The organism is Sorangium sp. So ce131 (assembly GCF_051519095.1).
GTDB lineage: Bacteria > Myxococcota_A > Polyangia > Polyangiales > Polyangiaceae > Sorangium.
The window spans coordinates 10,370,525-10,387,280 of sequence record NZ_CP150455.1 but is presented as its reverse complement, the minus strand read 5'-3'; the positions used below and the strand labels follow the sequence as shown (position 1 = coordinate 10,387,280).

Here is a 16,756-nt window from a genome sequence, read left to right as displayed (position 1 = left end):
AGGAGCTCGCCGCGCGACCCCGCTGCGCGGCGGCGGCGCGACCCGCCGGTCTCCCGCCGCGCGCCTCCGCCGGGGCCCTCCTCGCCTTATGCCTCGAGCGCCTTCACGGCGTTCAGCGCGTCGATGCAGCCATGTCCATAGTACACGGACCTCTCATTCTCGCTGTACAGCTTGGGATCCCCGATGCGGCGCGCGGAGCGCTGGATGACGTCCCTGACCTGGCGGGCCGTCATCTGCGGCTTGATCGAGAGCAGCAGGGCGCAGATGCCTGCGACGAGGGGGCACGCGCTCGACGTGCCCCCGAAATCGTGCGTGTAATCGCCCGGGGAATACCCTGCCTCGAACCACACGCCGTTCCGCTGGAAGCGCCCCCGGACGTCGGTGGTCGTGATCCCCCATCCGCCGGCGCCGCTCGAGGGGGCGCACACGGAGATCTCCCGGCCGTAATTCGAGTAGCTCGACTTCTCGTCCCGGCTGTTGCACGCGGCGACGGCGATCACGTCCGGGTGTGTCGCGAAGCCGTCCAGCGAGCGGGGAGGGTCGTTGATGTTGTGGTTCTCGTTTCCGGCGGCGAAGACGATCACGCAGCCGAGGCCGCCGCGTCCTCGCCTCGCGCAGCGGGCGATCGCCCGGCGGGCGCGCGTCGAGAGCGGGAACACCTTCGCCGCCGCGCCCCAGCTGCAGCTGACCACCGACGCGCCCTGCGCCGTCACCCAGCCGAACCACTTCTCGATCTGGGTGTCGGACAGATCGGGCCCCCAGCGCACCGGCATCAGGCGGCAGCCTGGCGCGGCGCCGACGACGCCGCTCCCGTTCGCGTTGCCCACGGCGACGCCCGCGCACGCCGTTCCATGCCAGTCGCCGCCCAGCGGGTCGGGCACGGGGTGGTGGCCGTTCCGGCTGAAGTCCGCCGGCGCGACGATCTTGCCCGGGCCGCAGAGGTCGAGGTGCTCCAGGTCGAAGCCGTCGTCGATCACCGCGACGACCACGTCGGGGCTGCCCAGGGTGCGGGCGTGCTCCCAGGCGTCGATGACGCGCGCATCGGCGCCCTGCTTGAACCCGACGGGCGTGCCCCGGTGCTTGCCGGTGTTCCGGAGGTGCCATTGCTCGCGGAGCAGGTCGTCCGCCGGCAGCGCGAAGCCCTTGAGGACGCCGGGCGTGGCCAGATCGGGCTCGGCCACCTTCACCGCCTTCGACTGCTGCAGCGCCGTCGCGGTCTCGACCGGATCCGCCGTGCTCGAGGTCACCTGGAGGATGAACTCGCGCGCGCCGCGCGCCTCGACGATCTCCAGCCGGTGCTCGTCGATGATCTGCTGGAGCTCGTCGTCGGTCGCGGTCTCGTCGAACTCCAGGTAGATCTGCCCTGTCGGCACGAACGGCACCCCGTCGTCGGACGTCTCGTAGACCTGGGTCCGCGTCACGAGCGCGCCGCGGGCGCGCAGCCGATCCAGCGTGTCCTTGGTGCGCGCGGGGAGGCTCTCGACGTCGATCAGGCGGAAGCCGCCCAGCGCCTCTGGGCCTCGCGGGGACGGCAGCGCCCCGAAGCTCGCCCGGGCCGCGGCGTCGGCCTCCGGCGTGAGCTTCACCGCGATGGTCTTTTCGCTCTTCGTCAGATCGAGGACACCCTCCCCATACTTGAGGGAAATCTTGCTCATGGTGACGTCCGCCTTTCTGCTGGTCAGGCCACGGGGCGACCGTTTGCCCGTCATGCCGTCTCGGTCGCGCGACGTGGCGCTCCGCCCGTTGCATCCGGCTGTTGCAAGTTGCATCGGGCGCGCCAGCCGTGGCCGAGGCGCTACGGGCTTGTTCGGCGGCGCGCCGGCGCGGGGCGCGGCGTCGGCCCGTCCAGCGCAGTGGACACGCCGTACACTGCTGGAGACGAGGGGCGTGAGCGCCCGAGGGGACGCGCGCCGCCTCCGCTCGTGGTGGCGCGTTGCGGCAGCCGTTGACCCCGGCCATGCGCCGCCGACAAGAGTTGACATCGGGAATGTGAACGTTCACAGTGCGGACCTTGCCGCGATCGGCGCTCGTCACAAGCGGTGAAGATGCTGTCTGCATAAAAATCGCGTGGTATCGCCGAGTCCTGGCTCCGTCGTCGACCTCCGATCACTCAATCAAACGGAACGACCTCGCTGAGGGCGCGCCTCGTGGAACGCTGCCGGTGAGGGCGAAATCGAGCCTGGGGATTCAAATGACCAACAAACCCATTTTCGCTCGCACCACATTTTTCGCGGCACTGATCGGCTCTTACGCTCTCTCGGGTTGCAGCGGTGACGGTGATCACGGCACGGGCGCGTCGGGCAACGACCCTCAAGCCGGAACGGGCGGGGCCGCCGTCTCGAGCAGCGGCGGCAGCACCACGACCGGCGACGGCGGCGGGTCCGCGGGGGGAGCGGGCGACGGGGGAGGGATGAGCGGAAGCGGCGGTTCGCCGGGAGCCGGCGGCTCGGGCGGATCGGCGGACGGCAAGGTCGCCCCGCAGCCGAGCACGGGTTGCAACAAAGCCAATCCGCAGACGGGCAGCGCGCAGAGCCCGCTCACCGTGGCGGGGCACCAGTACTACGTGAAGCTGCCGACCAACTACGACGCCAGCAAGCCGTATCCAGTGATGATCATGTTCAACCCGACGAACAACCCCATCAGCTGGGCGGAGCAGAACGCGGGCTTCGAGGCGACCGGGCCCAAGGAGGCCTGGATCCGCGTCTACCCCCACCCGGCCAACTCCAGCTCGGGCTGGGTGGCCAACGACGTCGCCTTTTTTCAGCCGTTCTACGATCAGATCACGGACAGCTTCTGCATCGACAAGGCGCGCGTGTTCGCGGCGGGCGAGAGCTCCGGCGGCGACTTCTCGAGCATCCTTGGCTGCGAGCACGCGGACAAGCTGCGCGCGGTGGGCCCGTGCGCCACCAAGAACGTACCCCAGTATCCACTCAACGCCGGCACCCGAGAGTGTACCGGACGGGTCACGGCGGTCGTCATTCACGGAGAGCGCGACTCGGTGGTCGGGACGGAGAACGGCCCGAGGACGCGCGACTTCTATACCGAGCTGAACCAGTGCGAGGCGAGCACGACGCCGGTCGAAGGATACACGGACGACCTCTCGAACTGCGTCATGTATCAGGGCTGTGAAGAGGACCACCCGGTCTACTGGTGCGAGCACGGAGACCCGAACTACAGCAACACCAATCACGGCTGGCCCGCGTTCGCGCCCAAGTTCCTCTGGAGCCTGTTCTCGACCTATTGAGGATCGTGATTGTCCCGGCGGCGACCGGCGCACGATGCCTGCATCAACCAGCCGGGGGCGCGCGGCGGACAACCGGTGATCGTCCGAGCCCCCGACGAGCAGCAGTCAGCGAGGTGGTGTCCCCATGAGTAAAGTTGCGTTTGGGCTGAGCGTTCTTTTCACTGTAGGCGTGGCGACGGGGCTGGTCGCTTGCTCGTCGGATCCGGATCCCGTCGAGCCCGGCTCTGGTGATCCTTCTGGCGCCACCACGAGCGGCGGTACCACCGTGGGATCGACGTCGGGCGGAGGAGCCGGCGGGAGCGGGAGCGCGAGCACGGCCGAGAGCGCGAGCAGCTCCGGCGGCGCGGGCGGCGACGGCGGCGGGGGCGCGGGCGGCGGCGGCGGCTCGGCGAGCGCTGGCGAGGGCAGCTCGGCGGGCTGCGGCAGAGCCGTGACGCGCCCCGACCCTCGCACGCAGCAGACGCTGACGGTCGGCGGGGTGACGCGCTACTACCTGATGTACGTGCCGGAGGACTACGACCCGAGCAAGCCGCTGCCGCTGATCTTCGGCATCCACGGCCTGAACATGAACAACGTGTGGGCTGCGCACGACAACAGCGGGTTCCAGCTCATCCAGGAGACCCACGACCAGGCGCTGCTCATCTACCCGCAGGGGTTGCCGGCGGACGGGCGATCCACACCTCCGAGCACCCAATCGCAGTGGGGCACTGCGGATTCCAACTGGGGCGGTCCGCCGCCCAACGCCAATCGGGCGCGCCTGGACGCCGACCTGGCGTTCTTCGACGCCATGGTGGAGCACGCCAAGGAGAACTACTGCGTGGATACGAAGCGCGTCTTCTCGGTCGGGTTCAGCCAGGGTGGCTTCATGACGAACACGCTCGGCTGCGAGCGCTCTTCCGTGTTCCGCGGCCTCGCTCCGGTCGCCGGGTGGGGCCCCAACGGGTCCCAGCCCACGTGCAGCGACGCCGGCGCCGCGCACGCGCTGATCCAAACGCAAGGCGACACCGACGGGACCGTGACCCCCGCGCTCGGGCAAGGTACCCGCGACTTCTGGCGCAACCGGAACGGCTGCGGGGCGAACACGATGCCGTCAGCGACCTTCGGTGATGCGTGCGTCGAGTATCAAGGCTGCAAGGAGGGCCTGCCGGTCGTGTACTGCACGCACCCCGGCGGTCACTCCGTACCGTCCGGCGCGGGCGGGCGAGCCTGGCGCTTCTTCCAGTCGCTCGATTGACCCCCGCAGGCTGCTCGGCGCGCGCCTCTTGAAGGCGCGCGACGAGCGCGGAGGCTACGGGCGGTCGAAGAAGTCGAAGACGTCGGGCAGCACGAGCGGCACCATCCCTGGATGGTCCGCGTCGACTTCCTTGTACGTGATCGCGTAGCCGCCGGCCATCATCCAGTCGCGCAGCTCCCGGCTGCCAGTCAGGGAAGGTGTGGCGCCGGTCCCTTCCGTCACGAAGATGGGCTTGTCGCGCAGCCGGTCCCAGGGATAACCCGACTCCATGACGAAGGGGCCGGACATGGGCGCCAGCGCCGTCCAGTAGTCGGAGTATTTGGCGCCGATGTACCAGGTGCCGCCGCTCCCCATCGAGTGTCCGGTGAGGAACATCGCGCTGCGATCGATCGGGTACTCGGCCAGCACGAGCTCCAGGACGTTGATGACGTCCTTCTCGCTGAGCTCCTGATCGCGCTCGCGCTCGGGCGTACGCATGCTGAGGAGCCTCTCGGCCTCCTCGGGCTGCCCGAACACGGCCGGCAGCCGCAGGAAGTTGCCGTACGCGCCGTTGTAGCCGAGCGGCGAGACCAGCAGCACGCCATGCTGGTCGGCCAGCGTGACCATCTGCTTGTCGTTCTGGTCCAGGTACGAGCTCTCGTCGTTCCCGGCGCCGTGCAAGAACATCACGAGGGGCAGCTCCGACGTGCCGTCCCAGCGATTCGGGACGCAGACGCGGTAAGGAACGTCGGCGCCAGCGGCTGGAAAGCGATAGGTCCTGCGCTGGTCACCCTTGGCGCGCCACTGCGGCGAGCTGGGATCGGCGATGGAGCTGGCGAGCGCTCGCGCCTCGAGCACCTCGGTGCGCGGATCGAGGCTGGTCCCGAACGAGATGGTCACCGGCTCGAATTCGTCCTGGCCGCCCGCCCCCGTCGAGCCTCCAGCGCCGGCCTCGCCGCCGGCCGCCGTCGTTCCGCCGCTGGGCGCCCCGCCGCCTCCCTGGCCTCCCGCGCTGGCCGACGCGCCTCCAGTGGACGCGCCGCTGGCGTCGGCGCCCGCCGTGCTGGCTCCGCCGCCACCCTGACCGGTGGCGGTGGCGCCGCTGTCGCCGCCATTGCTTCCGCAAGCGGCGAGCGACAGGGCGCAGCCGATGCAGGCCAGTGACGAAAGGACTCGATGTTTCTTCATTTTCACTCCGGAGGACGCGAGAGACCCGTTCTGGGCGCGCCGCTGGGCGATCATATGTCTCCGGGGCGCCTCGGCGCGCAAGCGCGATCGACCCTCACCCGAATCATCCAGGCCACCCGTGTGGGCGTGACGTCTCGCGTCGAGCCATGGGCGATTATGCCTATGGCTCGCGCAAGCGGCTCGTGGTTGGCGCGCCGCTGGATCTGCGGACGGCGATGCGCGGCGCCTATCTTTCGACGAGACCGGCCCGCGGTGGCCGCAGTCCAGCCATCTCGATGGCGAACGCGAGCCCGAGCTTCGCGAACAGCGCGCCGAACTCGAAATCGAGCTTGTCCGGCGTGTCCTGCAGCGTGTGGATCCACGGGTTCGTGCCGAACGGAGCCTCGAACGGGAACACCGTGGGCACGCCCCTCCTCGCCCAGCGGACGTGATCGCTGCACTCGTAACCACACTTGCTGAACGCGGCGGTCGAGCCGAGGTATTCTTCGATGAGCGTCGCCGTGAAATCGGTCAGCTGACGGTCGTTGTAGTCCAGCATCAGCGTGATCTTCCGGTCGGCGGCCGGGAACATGGTCATGTCGAGCTGCATGACGCCGAGCACCTTGGCAGGGTCGTACCGCGCGGCGACGCCCTTGCTTCCGACGAGCCCCTTCTCCTCGCCGGCGTACAGGGCGAAGACGACGGAGCGATCGAGCCGGATCCCGGACTGGACGAGCACCCGGAACACCTCGAGCACCGTGGCCACCCCCGAGGCGTCGTCGTCCGCTCCTGGAGACCTCTCATCGCCGTACCTGCCCCCCGTCGAGTCGAGGTGCGCTCCGAGGACGACCAGCTCGTCCCGGCGCGGCCCCGCGCCGCGGACGGTCGCGACCAGCGACGGCTGCTCGAAGGCCGAGTGCTCCACGCGCTCCACGGTCACGTCGACACGTCCCTGCGACATGCCGAGGAGCGTTCGCTGAAGCGACTCGGCGACCGCCACCCCCGACGGATACCAGGACGAGCGCGTGGGAAAGCTCGCGAGCTCGACCACGGTGCGTTTCAGGAAGGCGGAGGACACCCGCTCGAGGAGGGGCCGGACAGCGTTCTGCAGGGAAGGGCCGCGCACGGTCAGGGCCCGCAGGGCAGGGGACGGCACCACGGGCGCGGGCACCCTGTCCCGCGGGTCCGTGACGTCGAGCAGCCCGCCGCACAGCCCGTCCCTGTGGACCTGCCGCGCCAGCACGGCGATCTCGTCCTCCGTCATCCACGCGCGCTGCTTGCCCTGGGGACCGAACTGGATGAGCCGCCGCGGCGCTGTGCCAGCGCACGAGCACGCAGCGAGCGCGAGCGCGAGGCCTGCAGCCGAGAGCGCGCCGAGCCCCGGCCGCCTCGCGATCTGCGGCGAAGACCGGCGGCGCAGGGGAGAGACGATCGCCATGGGACACCTTCTTGCGAGGGATGGATAGGCTGGTTCCGCCTGTCAGACGTCTTGGCAGGGATCACGGCGACAGAGGAGAGATTTCAACGCAAAGGCGCAAAGACGCAAAGACGCAAAAATACAGAGAAAATTCTGGTTTGCGCCTTTGCGCCTTTGCGCCTTTGCGTTGAAATCTCCCGGGATCCCTGGCCAGACGTGTAACGCTCGGAGCTAGTCGTCGAGCAGAGCAGGGCAGTTCCAGGGATTGGAGGGGCAGCCTGTGCCGCGGGCGCGGGAGTCGTTGGCCGGCGAGCTCATCACGCCGACGAGCGCGCCCGTCGGCCACGCTGCGCCGGCGCCGCTCACCGGGTCGAGGCAGGGCTTCCCCGGGAGGAGCGCCGCGCCCGAGCCGAGCTCCTCGTCGCATCCCTGCCAGCGCGGTCGCGCCATGCAGTGGAGGCCCTTGGCCGACCAGAGGGACTCGAACGCCAGGCCGTGGGCGCGGTCGAAGGCCTCGTCCCGCTTCTGGAGGCCGAGCCTGTCATAGACGTCGATGGTGGTTCCATCGCAGGTGAACCCCGTGCCCTCGCCGAGGTACTGGGCGCGCGCCGCGTGGGTGCAGGCCTCGTAATAAGGGCGGAGGTCGTGCTTACGGCCCTGCGCGTCGGTGTAGGCGTCCTCCCAGACGCGATAACCCCAGTGGACGCACTTCGCCGCGGCGCCGGGGAGGCAGGCGAGCGTGAAGCACGGCTTGCCCTTGCCGCAGTCGGGCATGTAGACGCCGGTCCTGCGCTCCCAGTACCCCGGGATCGCGATCGCCTTCTCGCGGAGCGCCTCCCGCGAGCCCTGCTCGCAGCTGCTGAGCGGCTCGGGCAGCGCCTCGTTCGCGCACAGGGACCGCCATTCCCCTTCGATTTGCCCGTGGACCGTGTAGAGCGGGACTTTCTCCTCCTTGATACAAGGATCCTCGCCCGACTTGACGACGCTCACCTCGACGCGGCCGCCGTGGGAGAGCTTGCCCACGAACTTCTTCGTCGTGGGCAGCGCGTTGATGTCTCCGTAGAAATAGTCGAAATTCTCGAGCCAGCCGCCGTGGTATCGACCGGATTGCGGCTTCGGCTCGACGGTCTGTGCCCTTGGAGGCGGGCTGCAGGACGGGGCCGGCGCGGCGGCGGACTCGGGCGCCGGGGTGGCGGAGCTCGAGGCGCTCGGCGCAGCCTGGCTCGGATCACACCCGAGGACGCCTGCGATCACGACGCCCAGGATGGGTGAGAGGCCCCGGATCATCCTACGTTGGATTCCCTGCTCGACGGCGATGTACATGGTCACCTCGCGGGTTCGCGAGGGGGCAAAGCAAGCTCGAGGCCACGCCGTGGTCGCGAGGGGCGGGCGCGATCGCGCGAGGCGCCGGCGCGGCGCGCTCGCGCCGATCTCGGCGCCGCGCCGGCTCGCCGGGCGCGCAGGTGTCCGCTCCGCCGGACACCCGCCGCCCCCGGGCGGAGCGCTGTGCTTCCGCGCGGCGAGCCATTGCGCTGGACAGGCGAGTCCACTGCGCTGGACAGCGCGCAGGGCCCGTGATGTACTCCGCCGGATCGCCGCGAGCGGCCCTCGGGTGGGCTGGCTCCAGCGACGAGGAGGTCCTATGGCTGGGGCCATGACCTCGGGTCGGGAGACCAGACTATGACAAGGTGCGCACTTTTCTTCAGCATCGCGCTCGGCGCGGCGGGATGCTCCCCCGCAGCTCCGGCTCCGGTAAAGGCGACGAGCGCGCCTGCCGAGGCTCCGGGCGGCACGTCAACGGACGCGGGCGCCGCGGAGCAACTACTCACTCCGTGCGATATCAAGGGGGCCGAGCCGAAGCCTCAATCGCCGCAGTACAGGAAGGGTTGTCTCGAGCCGGTCCTCTACTTCGTCGGCCAAGTAAAGAAGGGATACGTCACCGGGTCACTGAGCGAAATCACGGGCAAGTACCGTGGAGACCCTAAGCTGCCAAAGGTCAAGGTTACGCTATCTCGAGTCGAGGAGGACAAGGATCCGTGCAACCCGACCTATAACGCAACCGCGGAAGTGCTCCCCGTGTACAAGGTTGTGGACTCCGCTACGGGGAAAGATCTCTGCGAAGGCGAGAGGTATGAGAAGGCCGAGCTCGAAGAGCAGTGCCATCCGGATCAGCTCCGCAAGCTGGAAGGCAAGGCGTTCGCGGTCCCTGGGTACTGGGACGATGCGGGCGAACACCATGGAACGGACGGCAATACAGAGGTGTTCACGTTGTCCTGCGTCACCGGAGTGATCGCCAAGTGCATCCACTGGGGCTATGCGCCGTGGGCCGCAAACCCGAAGGATCCCGGGAAGGATCTGCTGCCCTACATGCGCGCGTGCGTCCACGCCGCGCGGGCCGATTATGCCACGAAGGACTCGGTCGACCGCGCGTTCACCTGTGATAAAACGATCGTCGACGTCTATGACCGTCTGGGGATCCAGAAGCCCCGCCAAGGCTCTCCGCTCGAGTTCGAGGCCACCTGGGGAGAGAAGGCGCCCTCATGCATCAGGCGGCCACGCTACGCGCGCTGCGAGGACGATCTTCGTGCCGCCGGTGTGACAATCGACGGAAAGGCCTGCCTTGACCCAGCGGATGGCAGCTGGCCCGCCGACGGTCTCGTGGCGGTCCGCAGCTCTCTCCGGAACGACCTCGGCAACGACGGATGCCCGAATGATAAGAACTGCCCCGTCGGCCCCAAGCCTTAGCCCGATCCCTCACGCGCCCCGCCCGTGCCGCAGGCCTCACGGCCTGCCCGGCTCGGCGTCCGCGCACACGCGGAGCCCGATCGAGATGTCCCTCGTCTCCGCCTCGACCACGGTCCGGTTCGCGACCATGTCCGAAATCGCGTCGTAATACCAGGATCCGCCGCGGATCGGCACGTCGCCCTGCCACGCGGCGGACCGCGTGAGCTCGTACACGTTCCCCGTCATGTCGAGCGCGCCGAAGGGGCTCGCGGACGCAGGGTGCGACCCCACCTCGTCCGGGCCGAACGCCTGCTTGCGCCGGCCGTACGTCTGGTCGAAGTTCGCGTCCTCGGCCTCGAGCCGGTCGCCGTGAGGGTACGCCCGGTCGTCCGCGCCTCGGGCGGCGCGCTCCCACTCGCGCTCGTCGCACAGCCGGGCGCCGCGGAGGCGGCCGGTGTGATGGAGCCAGTCCACGTAGGCCTGCGCGTCCTCGCTCGATATCCCGGACACGGGGAACCGGCGCCAGTCCTGGATCGCGCGCCGGTCGCGCCCGTTGAACCGGATCGGCTCGCCCTCGCGGGCCGTGGCGCGCTCGGCCTGGATCGTCAGATCCAGCTGCCAGGCGCCGCCCGGGAGCTGAGCGAGCTCGATGGCCCACGTCCGCGAGCGCGCGCCGGGCGTCCTCCTCGCTCGCTCGGCCGGCGGCAGATCGGCGAGGAACTCGATCCACGCCGCAAACGTCACCTCCGTGCGGCCGATGAGGTAGCCGCCCGTGTGCACCTCGTGGAGCGGCACCGTGGCGAGGAGCCCGCGCCGGAAGCCCTCGACGTCCCTGCTGCCATAAAGGAAACGCCCCGGAGGAATGTAGATGTACCCGTCAGGCACCGCGCCGGCCGGGCGCAAGGCGACCTCGAGAGAGAGCCGCTCGCCGCGCTCGAGCAGCAACGGCAGCCGCAGGGCCTCGTGACCCGCGGCCTCCAGCGTCATCACATACGAGCCGGGCCCCTGGTCGATCTCGACCTCGCCGTCGGGCGACGGAATGAGCGCCTGCGACGGGCCGAGCTTCAGGCGGCCGTCCTCGTCATGATAACGCGCGAGCGTGATCCGCGCGCCGGCAGGGGACGACGCGAGGCGCACGCGCGGCGGCGCCGACAACCAGCGCCGGCGCGAGCCGTCCTCGTCGTAGTAAGCGAGGCGCCCGGTCAGGTCGGCCCGCCGCTCCTCGTGGTGGAACCACTCGGCGAGCACGATCCGCTCGACGTGTGCGTCGCCGAGCAGCGCGCGGATCTCCCGCCGCGCCAGGTCGAGCATCAAGCCCGCCTCGAGCGACTGCGCCGCGCGCGCGAGCGCGCCGTCGGCCCGCCGCGACGCATCGAGCGCCCGCGCCCAGTCGAACTCGGCCTCCTCGCGCCGCGCGGCGGTCTCCGCCGCGGTCGCGGCGCTCCCGGCGTCGAAGAGCTCGAACGCCTTGCGCCGCAGCGCATCGGCCTCCGCCTTGCTCCGGCGGCCCTCTTCCAGCGCCGCGCGCCCCTGCGCCTCGTGGCCGGCGATCACCCGGTCGAGGTCGTGCTGCGCCTTCAGCCGGAGCCCCGCCCACGCGGCCGCCACGAGGAGCGGCGCGGCGGCGACGGCCGCCCACCGGCGGCGGCGCAGGCGCCGGGCCCGCCGGCGCGACGCCTCGACGAACTCGACCTCGCGCGCCTGGAGGTCGCCCGGGTCGACCGCCGCCGCCTCCGCGAGCATGCGCGCGCTCCACAGCACCTCGTCCGTCCTGCCGAGCCGCTCCCACTCGGCCGCGGCCACCTCGACGCGCTCCCGGAGCCGGCGCTTCTCCCCGCCGGCGTCGAGCCACCGGCGCAGCGTGTCCCAGCCCTGCAGCAGCGCCTCGTGGGCGACCTCGTACGTGGTCTCGCCGTCCACCTCGCGCGCCACGAGCAGCCGCCCTCGCACGAGCGCCTCGATCGCCGCGCGTGTGGCCCCGCGCTCGCCGTCGAGCTCGCCCGCGGTGCGGCGCGTCCGGGTGCCCTCCGCCGTGACCAGCCGGAGCAGCACGCGGCGCGCCGCCTCGCGCTGCTCGGGCTGGAGCCCCTTCAGGACGCCGTCCGCGTGGCGCGCCAGCGCCCCGGCGACGCCGCCGATCGCCGAGAGCGCCGACGCCGGGATCCGCTGCTGCGCGAGGTCCCGGGCCTCCCAGAGCTCGGCCATCGCGAACTGGAGCAGCGGGAGCCCGCCCGGGGCGCGCATCGCCGAGGCGACCAGCGCCTCGACCATCTCGTCCGACTCGAAGGTGAACCCTTTGCGCCCCGCGGGCCCCGCGATCGCCTGCCGCATCGACTCGGCGGAGAGCGTGCGCAGGAGGTAGAGCGCGCGGGCGAGCTCCTCCCCGAGCCCCGGCAGCGCCGCGAGCCGCGTGAAGAAGTCGCCCCGCACGGTCGCGAGCACACGCACCCCGCCGGCCACCGCGCCCGCGCGGGCGATCTCCTCGGCGAAGCGCGCCGCCTCCTCGTGATCGCTCAGCGTGTGCAGCTCCTCGAGCTGGTCGACCAGGATCAGGGCGCCCGCCGATCGACCGAGCGCCCGCCGCAGCTCGCGGCCGAGCGCCCCCGGCTCGTCCAGCATCTGCCGGTAGAGCGACTCCTCGCTCCGCTGCAGCGCCGGCGCGGCGACGGCCGCGAGCCCGGCGAGCGGCCGCCTCCCCGGGATGACCTGCAGCGTCGTGTACCGCCGGCCGTCGCCGAGATCACCCCCCTCGACCCGCGGCGCGACGCCGGCGCGGCACAGGGACGACTTGCCGACGCCGGAGTCGCCCGCCACCACGACCAGCGGATCGGAGCGCAGCCGATCGAGCACGGCCTCGACCTCGGCGCTCCGGCCGAAGAAGAGCGCCCGGTGCTCGGCCTCGAAGGGGCGCAGGCCACGGTAGGGGTTGCCCTCGGGGAGGTCGCCGGGGGATCTCTCGGCGCCGATCTGCTGGAGCTCGTCGCCCAGCGACTCCGCAGACGGGAACCGCAGCTCCGGGTCCACGTGCAGGCAGCGGCTCACGGCGGCCGCGAAGCGCGCGGAGATGCCCCCCGCGAGCTCCCGGAGCGGCGTCGGCGCCGCGACGATCCAGTCCTCGAAGGGGAGCTCCTCGGGCACCGTGTCGCGGGGCGGGACCCCGGCGCAGAGCTCGTACAGGAGCGCGCCGAGGGCGTAGAGGTCGCTGCGGCGGGTGGCCGGCTCGCCGCGGAGGACCTCCGGGGCCATGTAGCGCGGCGTGCCGGCGATCTCGTCGTTGCTCGTCCAGTCGCCGGACGCGCGCGCCCGGCTCCCCGACGGCTCGTCCGCAGGGGGTATCACCCCGTGCGCGGCGTCGCGCGGCGCGGCGCCGGCGCGCGTCGCGATCTCGCCGGGCTCGCCCGGCGAGGCGAGCAGCTTCGCGAGACCGAAGTCGAGCAGCTTCACCTCCCCGGCCTCGGTGAGCATGGCGTTGGCGGGCTTGATGTCCCGGTGGAGCACGCCGCTCCGGTGGGCGGCGGCCAGACCCTGGGCCAGCCCGAGGCCGATCTCGGCGGCGCGCTGCCAGGGCACCGGCTTCTCCAGCTGCTCGAGCGTCTGACCCTGGACGAACTCGGTGACGAGGTAGGGGCGCCCGTCGACCTCGCCCACGCGATGGACGGCGACGACGTTGGGGTGCTGGAGGCGCGCGACCGCGCGGGCCTCGACGTAGAAGCGGCGCCTGGCGGCCTCGTCCGGGCGCCTCGACGCGATGAACTTCACGGCGACACGCCGGTCGAGCAGCGTGTCCTCCGCGAGGTAGACCTGCCCCATTCCACCCCGGCCGAGCAGCCTCACGAGCCGGTACTCCTCGACGGCGCTCGGCGGGGTCCACGCCGGTTTGAGCAGCGCCTGGGTCAGAGCGCGGCCCTCCGCGCCCGGCCGCTCCGCCGGCGCGCGCGGCGCGCTGCCGCCAGCGCGGCGCTGTCCCCCGGCCCCGGACGTCCGCTCATGGGCGCACGACGCCGTCGTCGTCGCGCAGGTCCACCTGCCCCTGCGGCCCGCTCCGGCGCTGGCGCTGCTCCTGCGGGCCCTTGCGCCCGCGGCCGAGCCCGAACGCCTTGATCAGGTTGTAGACGTGGGAGCGGGCGAGATCGAGCAGCTCCGCGGCCTCCGTGACGTTCCAGCTCGTCTCCTCGAGCGTCTTGCGCACGAGCTGCTCCTGGAAGCGCAGCGTCGCCTCCTGGAACGTCATCCGGCGGGCGTCGGTCCCCTCCAGCTCGGGGAACAGGTGCCCGCGGTGCACCTCCAGCATTCCCTCGGACGCCGCGAGGATCACCGCCGACTCCACGGCGTGGGCGAGCTGGCGGACGTTGCCCGGCCAGGCCGCCGCCGCGACGGCCCGCGCCGCGCCCGCCGAGAGCGTGATCCGCGGCAGGCGGTGCACGTCGCACGCGTGCGCGCAGAAATGCGCGGCGAGGTCCGCGATGTCCTCCGGGCGCTCGGCGAGCGACGGGACCCGGATGGTCATGACCCGCAGCCGATAGAACAGGTCGTCTCGGAACTCTTTGCGGAGCACCGCGGCCTCGAGGTCCACGTTCGTCGCCGCGATGACCCGGACATTGGCGCGGACGGGCTTGGCGCTGCCGAGGGGGTAGTACTCCCGGCCCTGGAGCAGCTGGAGCAGCTTGGCCTGCGCCGGCGGCCGGAGCTCGCCGACCTCGTCGAGGAAGAGCGTCCCGCCTTCGGCGGCGGCGACCTTGCCGAGGACGCGCTTGGCGGCCGTCGAGTGTGCTCCCGGCATGGCGCCGAAGAGCTCGCTCTCGACGAGGGTCTCGGGCAGCGTGGCGCAGTTCAGCTCGACGAAGGGCCCGGCCGAGCGCGCGCTGTTCTCGTGGAGGATGCGGGCGATCTCCGTCTTGCCGGTCCCCGAGGGGCCGGTCAGCAGCACGCCCACGTCGAGCGGCGCCGCCGCCACCATGACCTTGAGCACCTTGGCGAGCGCGGGGCTGCGGCCGACGAGCCGCTCGGCGCGCAGCGTCTTCCGGAAAGGCAACGTGTGGTCCTCCTGGTCGCGCTGCTGCTGGCAGAGGAGGAGCCGCGCGGCGAGGGCGGCGACGTGCCCGGCGAAGAGCTCGATGTTCGCGCGATCGTCGTCCGAGAACGCGCCGGGCTGGCTTCGGTCCTGCAAATACACGACGCCGAACGGCGGCTCCACGCCGATGGGCGCGCAGAGGACCGCCTCGGTCCCGTTCCGCCGGATGCTGCCGCGCTTGAGGAAGCGCGGGTCCCGGATCGCCGATTCGGTGACGATGGTCTGTCCCGTCGCGATCGCCTCGGCGATGACCCCGCGCGAGAATGCCTGCCGGATCTCCTCGACGTCGTCGTCGTAGCACCCGTGCGCCATCCAGAAGCGCGGGGGCCCCTCTTCCCGCTCGCCGCGAAGCTCGATGTAGCCGCGCTTCGCGCCCGCGAGCTCCACGAACAGCGAGAGCACGTCCTCCAGGAACGGCTCTACCTCGGTCTTCGCCCCGAGCTCGAGGAGCCGGCGGTACAGGTCGCGCTCCCGCTTCAGCCTCCCGAACTCGGACGGGTTGACGACAGCGTCGGGCATCAGGGCATCCTAAACCGAGCCGCCGCCCCGCGTGAACTGCGCCGCCCGACGCCGGTCCCAGATTCCCACAAGTCTTCAATTTTACAGGGGCTTTGGCGCGCGCGGCGCGACGGCACGGCGGGTGTCGACTTCAGGGTTGAGCCGCGCGATCGATCGCCGCCGCGGCGGCGGGCGGCTCCGCGCCCGCCGCGCGTCGCTCGCCGATTTCCCCGCGGTTGACGCCAGGTTTCGAGCAGCCGACGCGATCACATCGCGCGTCTCGCGCCTTGCGCGTCGCGTGTCTCCATAATACTTGCTCGTCGCACGGCCGCGCGCCCTCGCGCGGCGCGAGCGCGAGCGCGACGATCGCGCGGCCGACAGAGGCGGTCCATGGACAACGCGATTCCGATCGGGAAGAAGCAGATCATCGACGGCCGGCTGCGCGTCTACTACTACGGCTACTGGATCAAGGCGTACGAGGCGCCCGCCGACACGCTGCTCGCGAAGAAGCGCCTCATCGAGGCGCTCACGCGGCGGCTGTTCAACCACGTCGAGCACGGCATCAACGTCCCGGGGAAGCGGCTGGACGAGGCGCGGCGCGCCTACGAGTCGGAGACCGACCCGCAGCGCAAGCGCGTGAAGGCCGCCATGCTCGCGGGCGCGATCTTCAATCGAGCGGCGGACATCTTCACCAAGCTCGTCGAGATCCAGGAGCTCGGCGTGACCATCGACTCCGACAACGCGCTCATGCGCGAGTGCGGAGAGCACCTCATGGAGGCGTTGACGCTCGGGAAGATGGTGCTCCATCGCAGCGGCGAGGAGGGGCTCGACGAGCTCTGGGGAGAGCCGTTCAAGGCGTTCTCCTACCCGATCGAGGCGTTCTACAACAGCCGGTACGTCAAGATCGCGCAGAGCATGCGGGCCATCGACGGCATTCGCGACGAGATGATCGCGAGCTTCGCGGATCTGCCGGTGTTCGCCGGGGTGGACCGCCTGGTCCACGAGTTCTCGCACGCGGCCAAGGTCAAGTGCGAGACGCTGCGCACGGACGCCGAGATCTTCGATGTCTGGACCTCCTTCGTCGTGGCGGCGGAGAGGCTCGCCGCGTTCCAGCCGCTGCTCGGCGCGGACGCGTCGCCGGCCGACCGGGAGCAGGCGGCCCAGGGCGTCGAGCTGATCGTCCGCGGCAAAAACGTGATCTCGTACATCACGCGCGCGCGCGTGCCGATGCCCAAGACCACCGCCGAGTTCGTCGAGCGCTGCGCGCGATACCGCGAGATGTGCGCCGTCGCACCCGCGTCTGCGCCCGCGCGCAGCGTCGCCTGAAGCGGCCGGAGCTGCGGTGTCGGGCGGCGCCGCGCGCGGCGGCGCTCGCGCGGCGGAGCGCCGCCGCCGGCCCGCGCCGACCTGGCGCAGCGGTGC

Annotated in this window: 10 protein-coding genes; 4 read left to right on the top strand and 6 right to left on the bottom strand. The window is 71.2% G+C overall.

Annotated elements, in window-relative coordinates:
* Nucleotides 1-86: 86 nt before the first annotated feature.
* On the bottom strand, nucleotides 87-1,655 hold the full coding sequence (locus WMF43_RS37715; protein ID WP_437672332.1) for a S8 family peptidase: 1,569 nt from the start codon (nucleotides 1,653-1,655) through the stop codon (nucleotides 87-89).
* A gap of 755 nt (nucleotides 1,656-2,410) precedes the next feature.
* On the opposite strand from WMF43_RS37715, the gene WMF43_RS37710 reads away from it, so the two are divergent.
* Entirely contained in the window at nucleotides 2,411-3,244 is an 834-nt protein-coding gene (locus WMF43_RS37710; protein WP_437672330.1) for an alpha/beta hydrolase family esterase, read from the top strand.
* Between the two features lie 265 nt (nucleotides 3,245-3,509).
* On the top strand, nucleotides 3,510-4,478 hold the full coding sequence (locus WMF43_RS37705) for an alpha/beta hydrolase family esterase (RefSeq protein ID WP_437672328.1): 969 nt from the start codon (nucleotides 3,510-3,512) through the stop codon (nucleotides 4,476-4,478).
* A 54-nt stretch (nucleotides 4,479-4,532) separates the two neighbouring features.
* Here the strand turns inward: WMF43_RS37705 and WMF43_RS37700 are convergent, their stop codons facing one another.
* The 3 genes from WMF43_RS37700 to WMF43_RS37690 all read right to left on the bottom strand — a co-directional run bounded on the left by WMF43_RS37700 (nucleotide 4,533) and on the right by WMF43_RS37690 (nucleotide 8,364).
* Nucleotides 4,533-5,645, bottom strand: a complete 1,113-nt coding sequence (locus WMF43_RS37700) for a hypothetical protein (RefSeq protein ID WP_437672327.1) — start codon at nucleotides 5,643-5,645, stop codon at nucleotides 4,533-4,535.
* Between the two features lie 226 nt (nucleotides 5,646-5,871).
* A complete protein-coding gene (locus WMF43_RS37695; RefSeq protein ID WP_437672325.1) occupies nucleotides 5,872-7,062 on the bottom strand; it encodes a M20/M25/M40 family metallo-hydrolase in 1,191 nt (396 codons plus the stop codon).
* A 210-nt stretch (nucleotides 7,063-7,272) separates the two neighbouring features.
* Nucleotides 7,273-8,364, bottom strand: a complete 1,092-nt coding sequence (locus tag WMF43_RS37690) for an ADYC domain-containing protein (RefSeq protein WP_437672323.1) — start codon at nucleotides 8,362-8,364, stop codon at nucleotides 7,273-7,275.
* Between the two features lie 357 nt (nucleotides 8,365-8,721).
* Here WMF43_RS37690 and WMF43_RS37685 point away from each other — a divergent pair, with 357 nt between their 5' ends.
* Nucleotides 8,722-9,786: an ADYC domain-containing protein gene (locus tag WMF43_RS37685; RefSeq protein WP_437672321.1), complete on the top strand. Its 1,065-nt coding sequence runs from the start codon at nucleotides 8,722-8,724 to the stop codon at nucleotides 9,784-9,786.
* Nucleotides 9,787-9,822: 36 nt separating this feature from the next.
* On the opposite strand, the gene WMF43_RS37680 is transcribed toward WMF43_RS37685, so the two are convergent.
* Both WMF43_RS37680 and WMF43_RS37675 read right to left on the bottom strand, forming a co-directional pair.
* On the bottom strand, nucleotides 9,823-13,599 hold the full coding sequence (locus WMF43_RS37680) for an nSTAND1 domain-containing NTPase (RefSeq protein ID WP_437672320.1): 3,777 nt from the start codon (nucleotides 13,597-13,599) through the stop codon (nucleotides 9,823-9,825).
* A 151-nt stretch (nucleotides 13,600-13,750) separates the two neighbouring features.
* Nucleotides 13,751-15,355, bottom strand: coding sequence for a sigma 54-interacting transcriptional regulator (locus WMF43_RS37675; protein ID WP_437672318.1), 1,605 nt, complete (start codon nucleotides 15,353-15,355; stop codon nucleotides 13,751-13,753).
* Nucleotides 15,356-15,724: 369 nt separating this feature from the next.
* On the opposite strand from WMF43_RS37675, the gene WMF43_RS37670 reads away from it, so the two are divergent.
* A complete protein-coding gene (locus WMF43_RS37670; RefSeq protein ID WP_437672316.1) occupies nucleotides 15,725-16,660 on the top strand; it encodes a hypothetical protein in 936 nt (311 codons plus the stop codon).
* Nucleotides 16,661-16,756 lie beyond the last annotated feature (96 nt).

Bases quoted from the DNA above. Each gene is read 5' to 3' on its own strand.
- WMF43_RS37715 (WP_437672332.1), bottom strand. From the start codon at position 1,655: ATGAGCAAGATTTCCCTCAAGTATGGGGAGGGTGTCCTCGATCTGACG.
- WMF43_RS37710 (WP_437672330.1), top strand. From the start codon at position 2,411: ATGAGCGGAAGCGGCGGTTCGCCGGGAGCCGGCGGCTCGGGCGGATCG.
- WMF43_RS37700 (WP_437672327.1), bottom strand. From the start codon at position 5,645: ATGAAGAAACATCGAGTCCTTTCGTCACTGGCCTGCATCGGCTGCGCC.
- WMF43_RS37695 (WP_437672325.1), bottom strand. From the start codon at position 7,062: ATGGCGATCGTCTCTCCCCTGCGCCGCCGGTCTTCGCCGCAGATCGCG.
- WMF43_RS37690 (WP_437672323.1), bottom strand. From the start codon at position 8,364: ATGTACATCGCCGTCGAGCAGGGAATCCAACGTAGGATGATCCGGGGC.
- WMF43_RS37685 (WP_437672321.1), top strand. From the start codon at position 8,722: ATGACAAGGTGCGCACTTTTCTTCAGCATCGCGCTCGGCGCGGCGGGA.
- WMF43_RS37675 (WP_437672318.1), bottom strand. From the start codon at position 15,355: ATGCCCGACGCTGTCGTCAACCCGTCCGAGTTCGGGAGGCTGAAGCGG.
- WMF43_RS37670 (WP_437672316.1), top strand. From the start codon at position 15,725: ATGGACAACGCGATTCCGATCGGGAAGAAGCAGATCATCGACGGCCGG.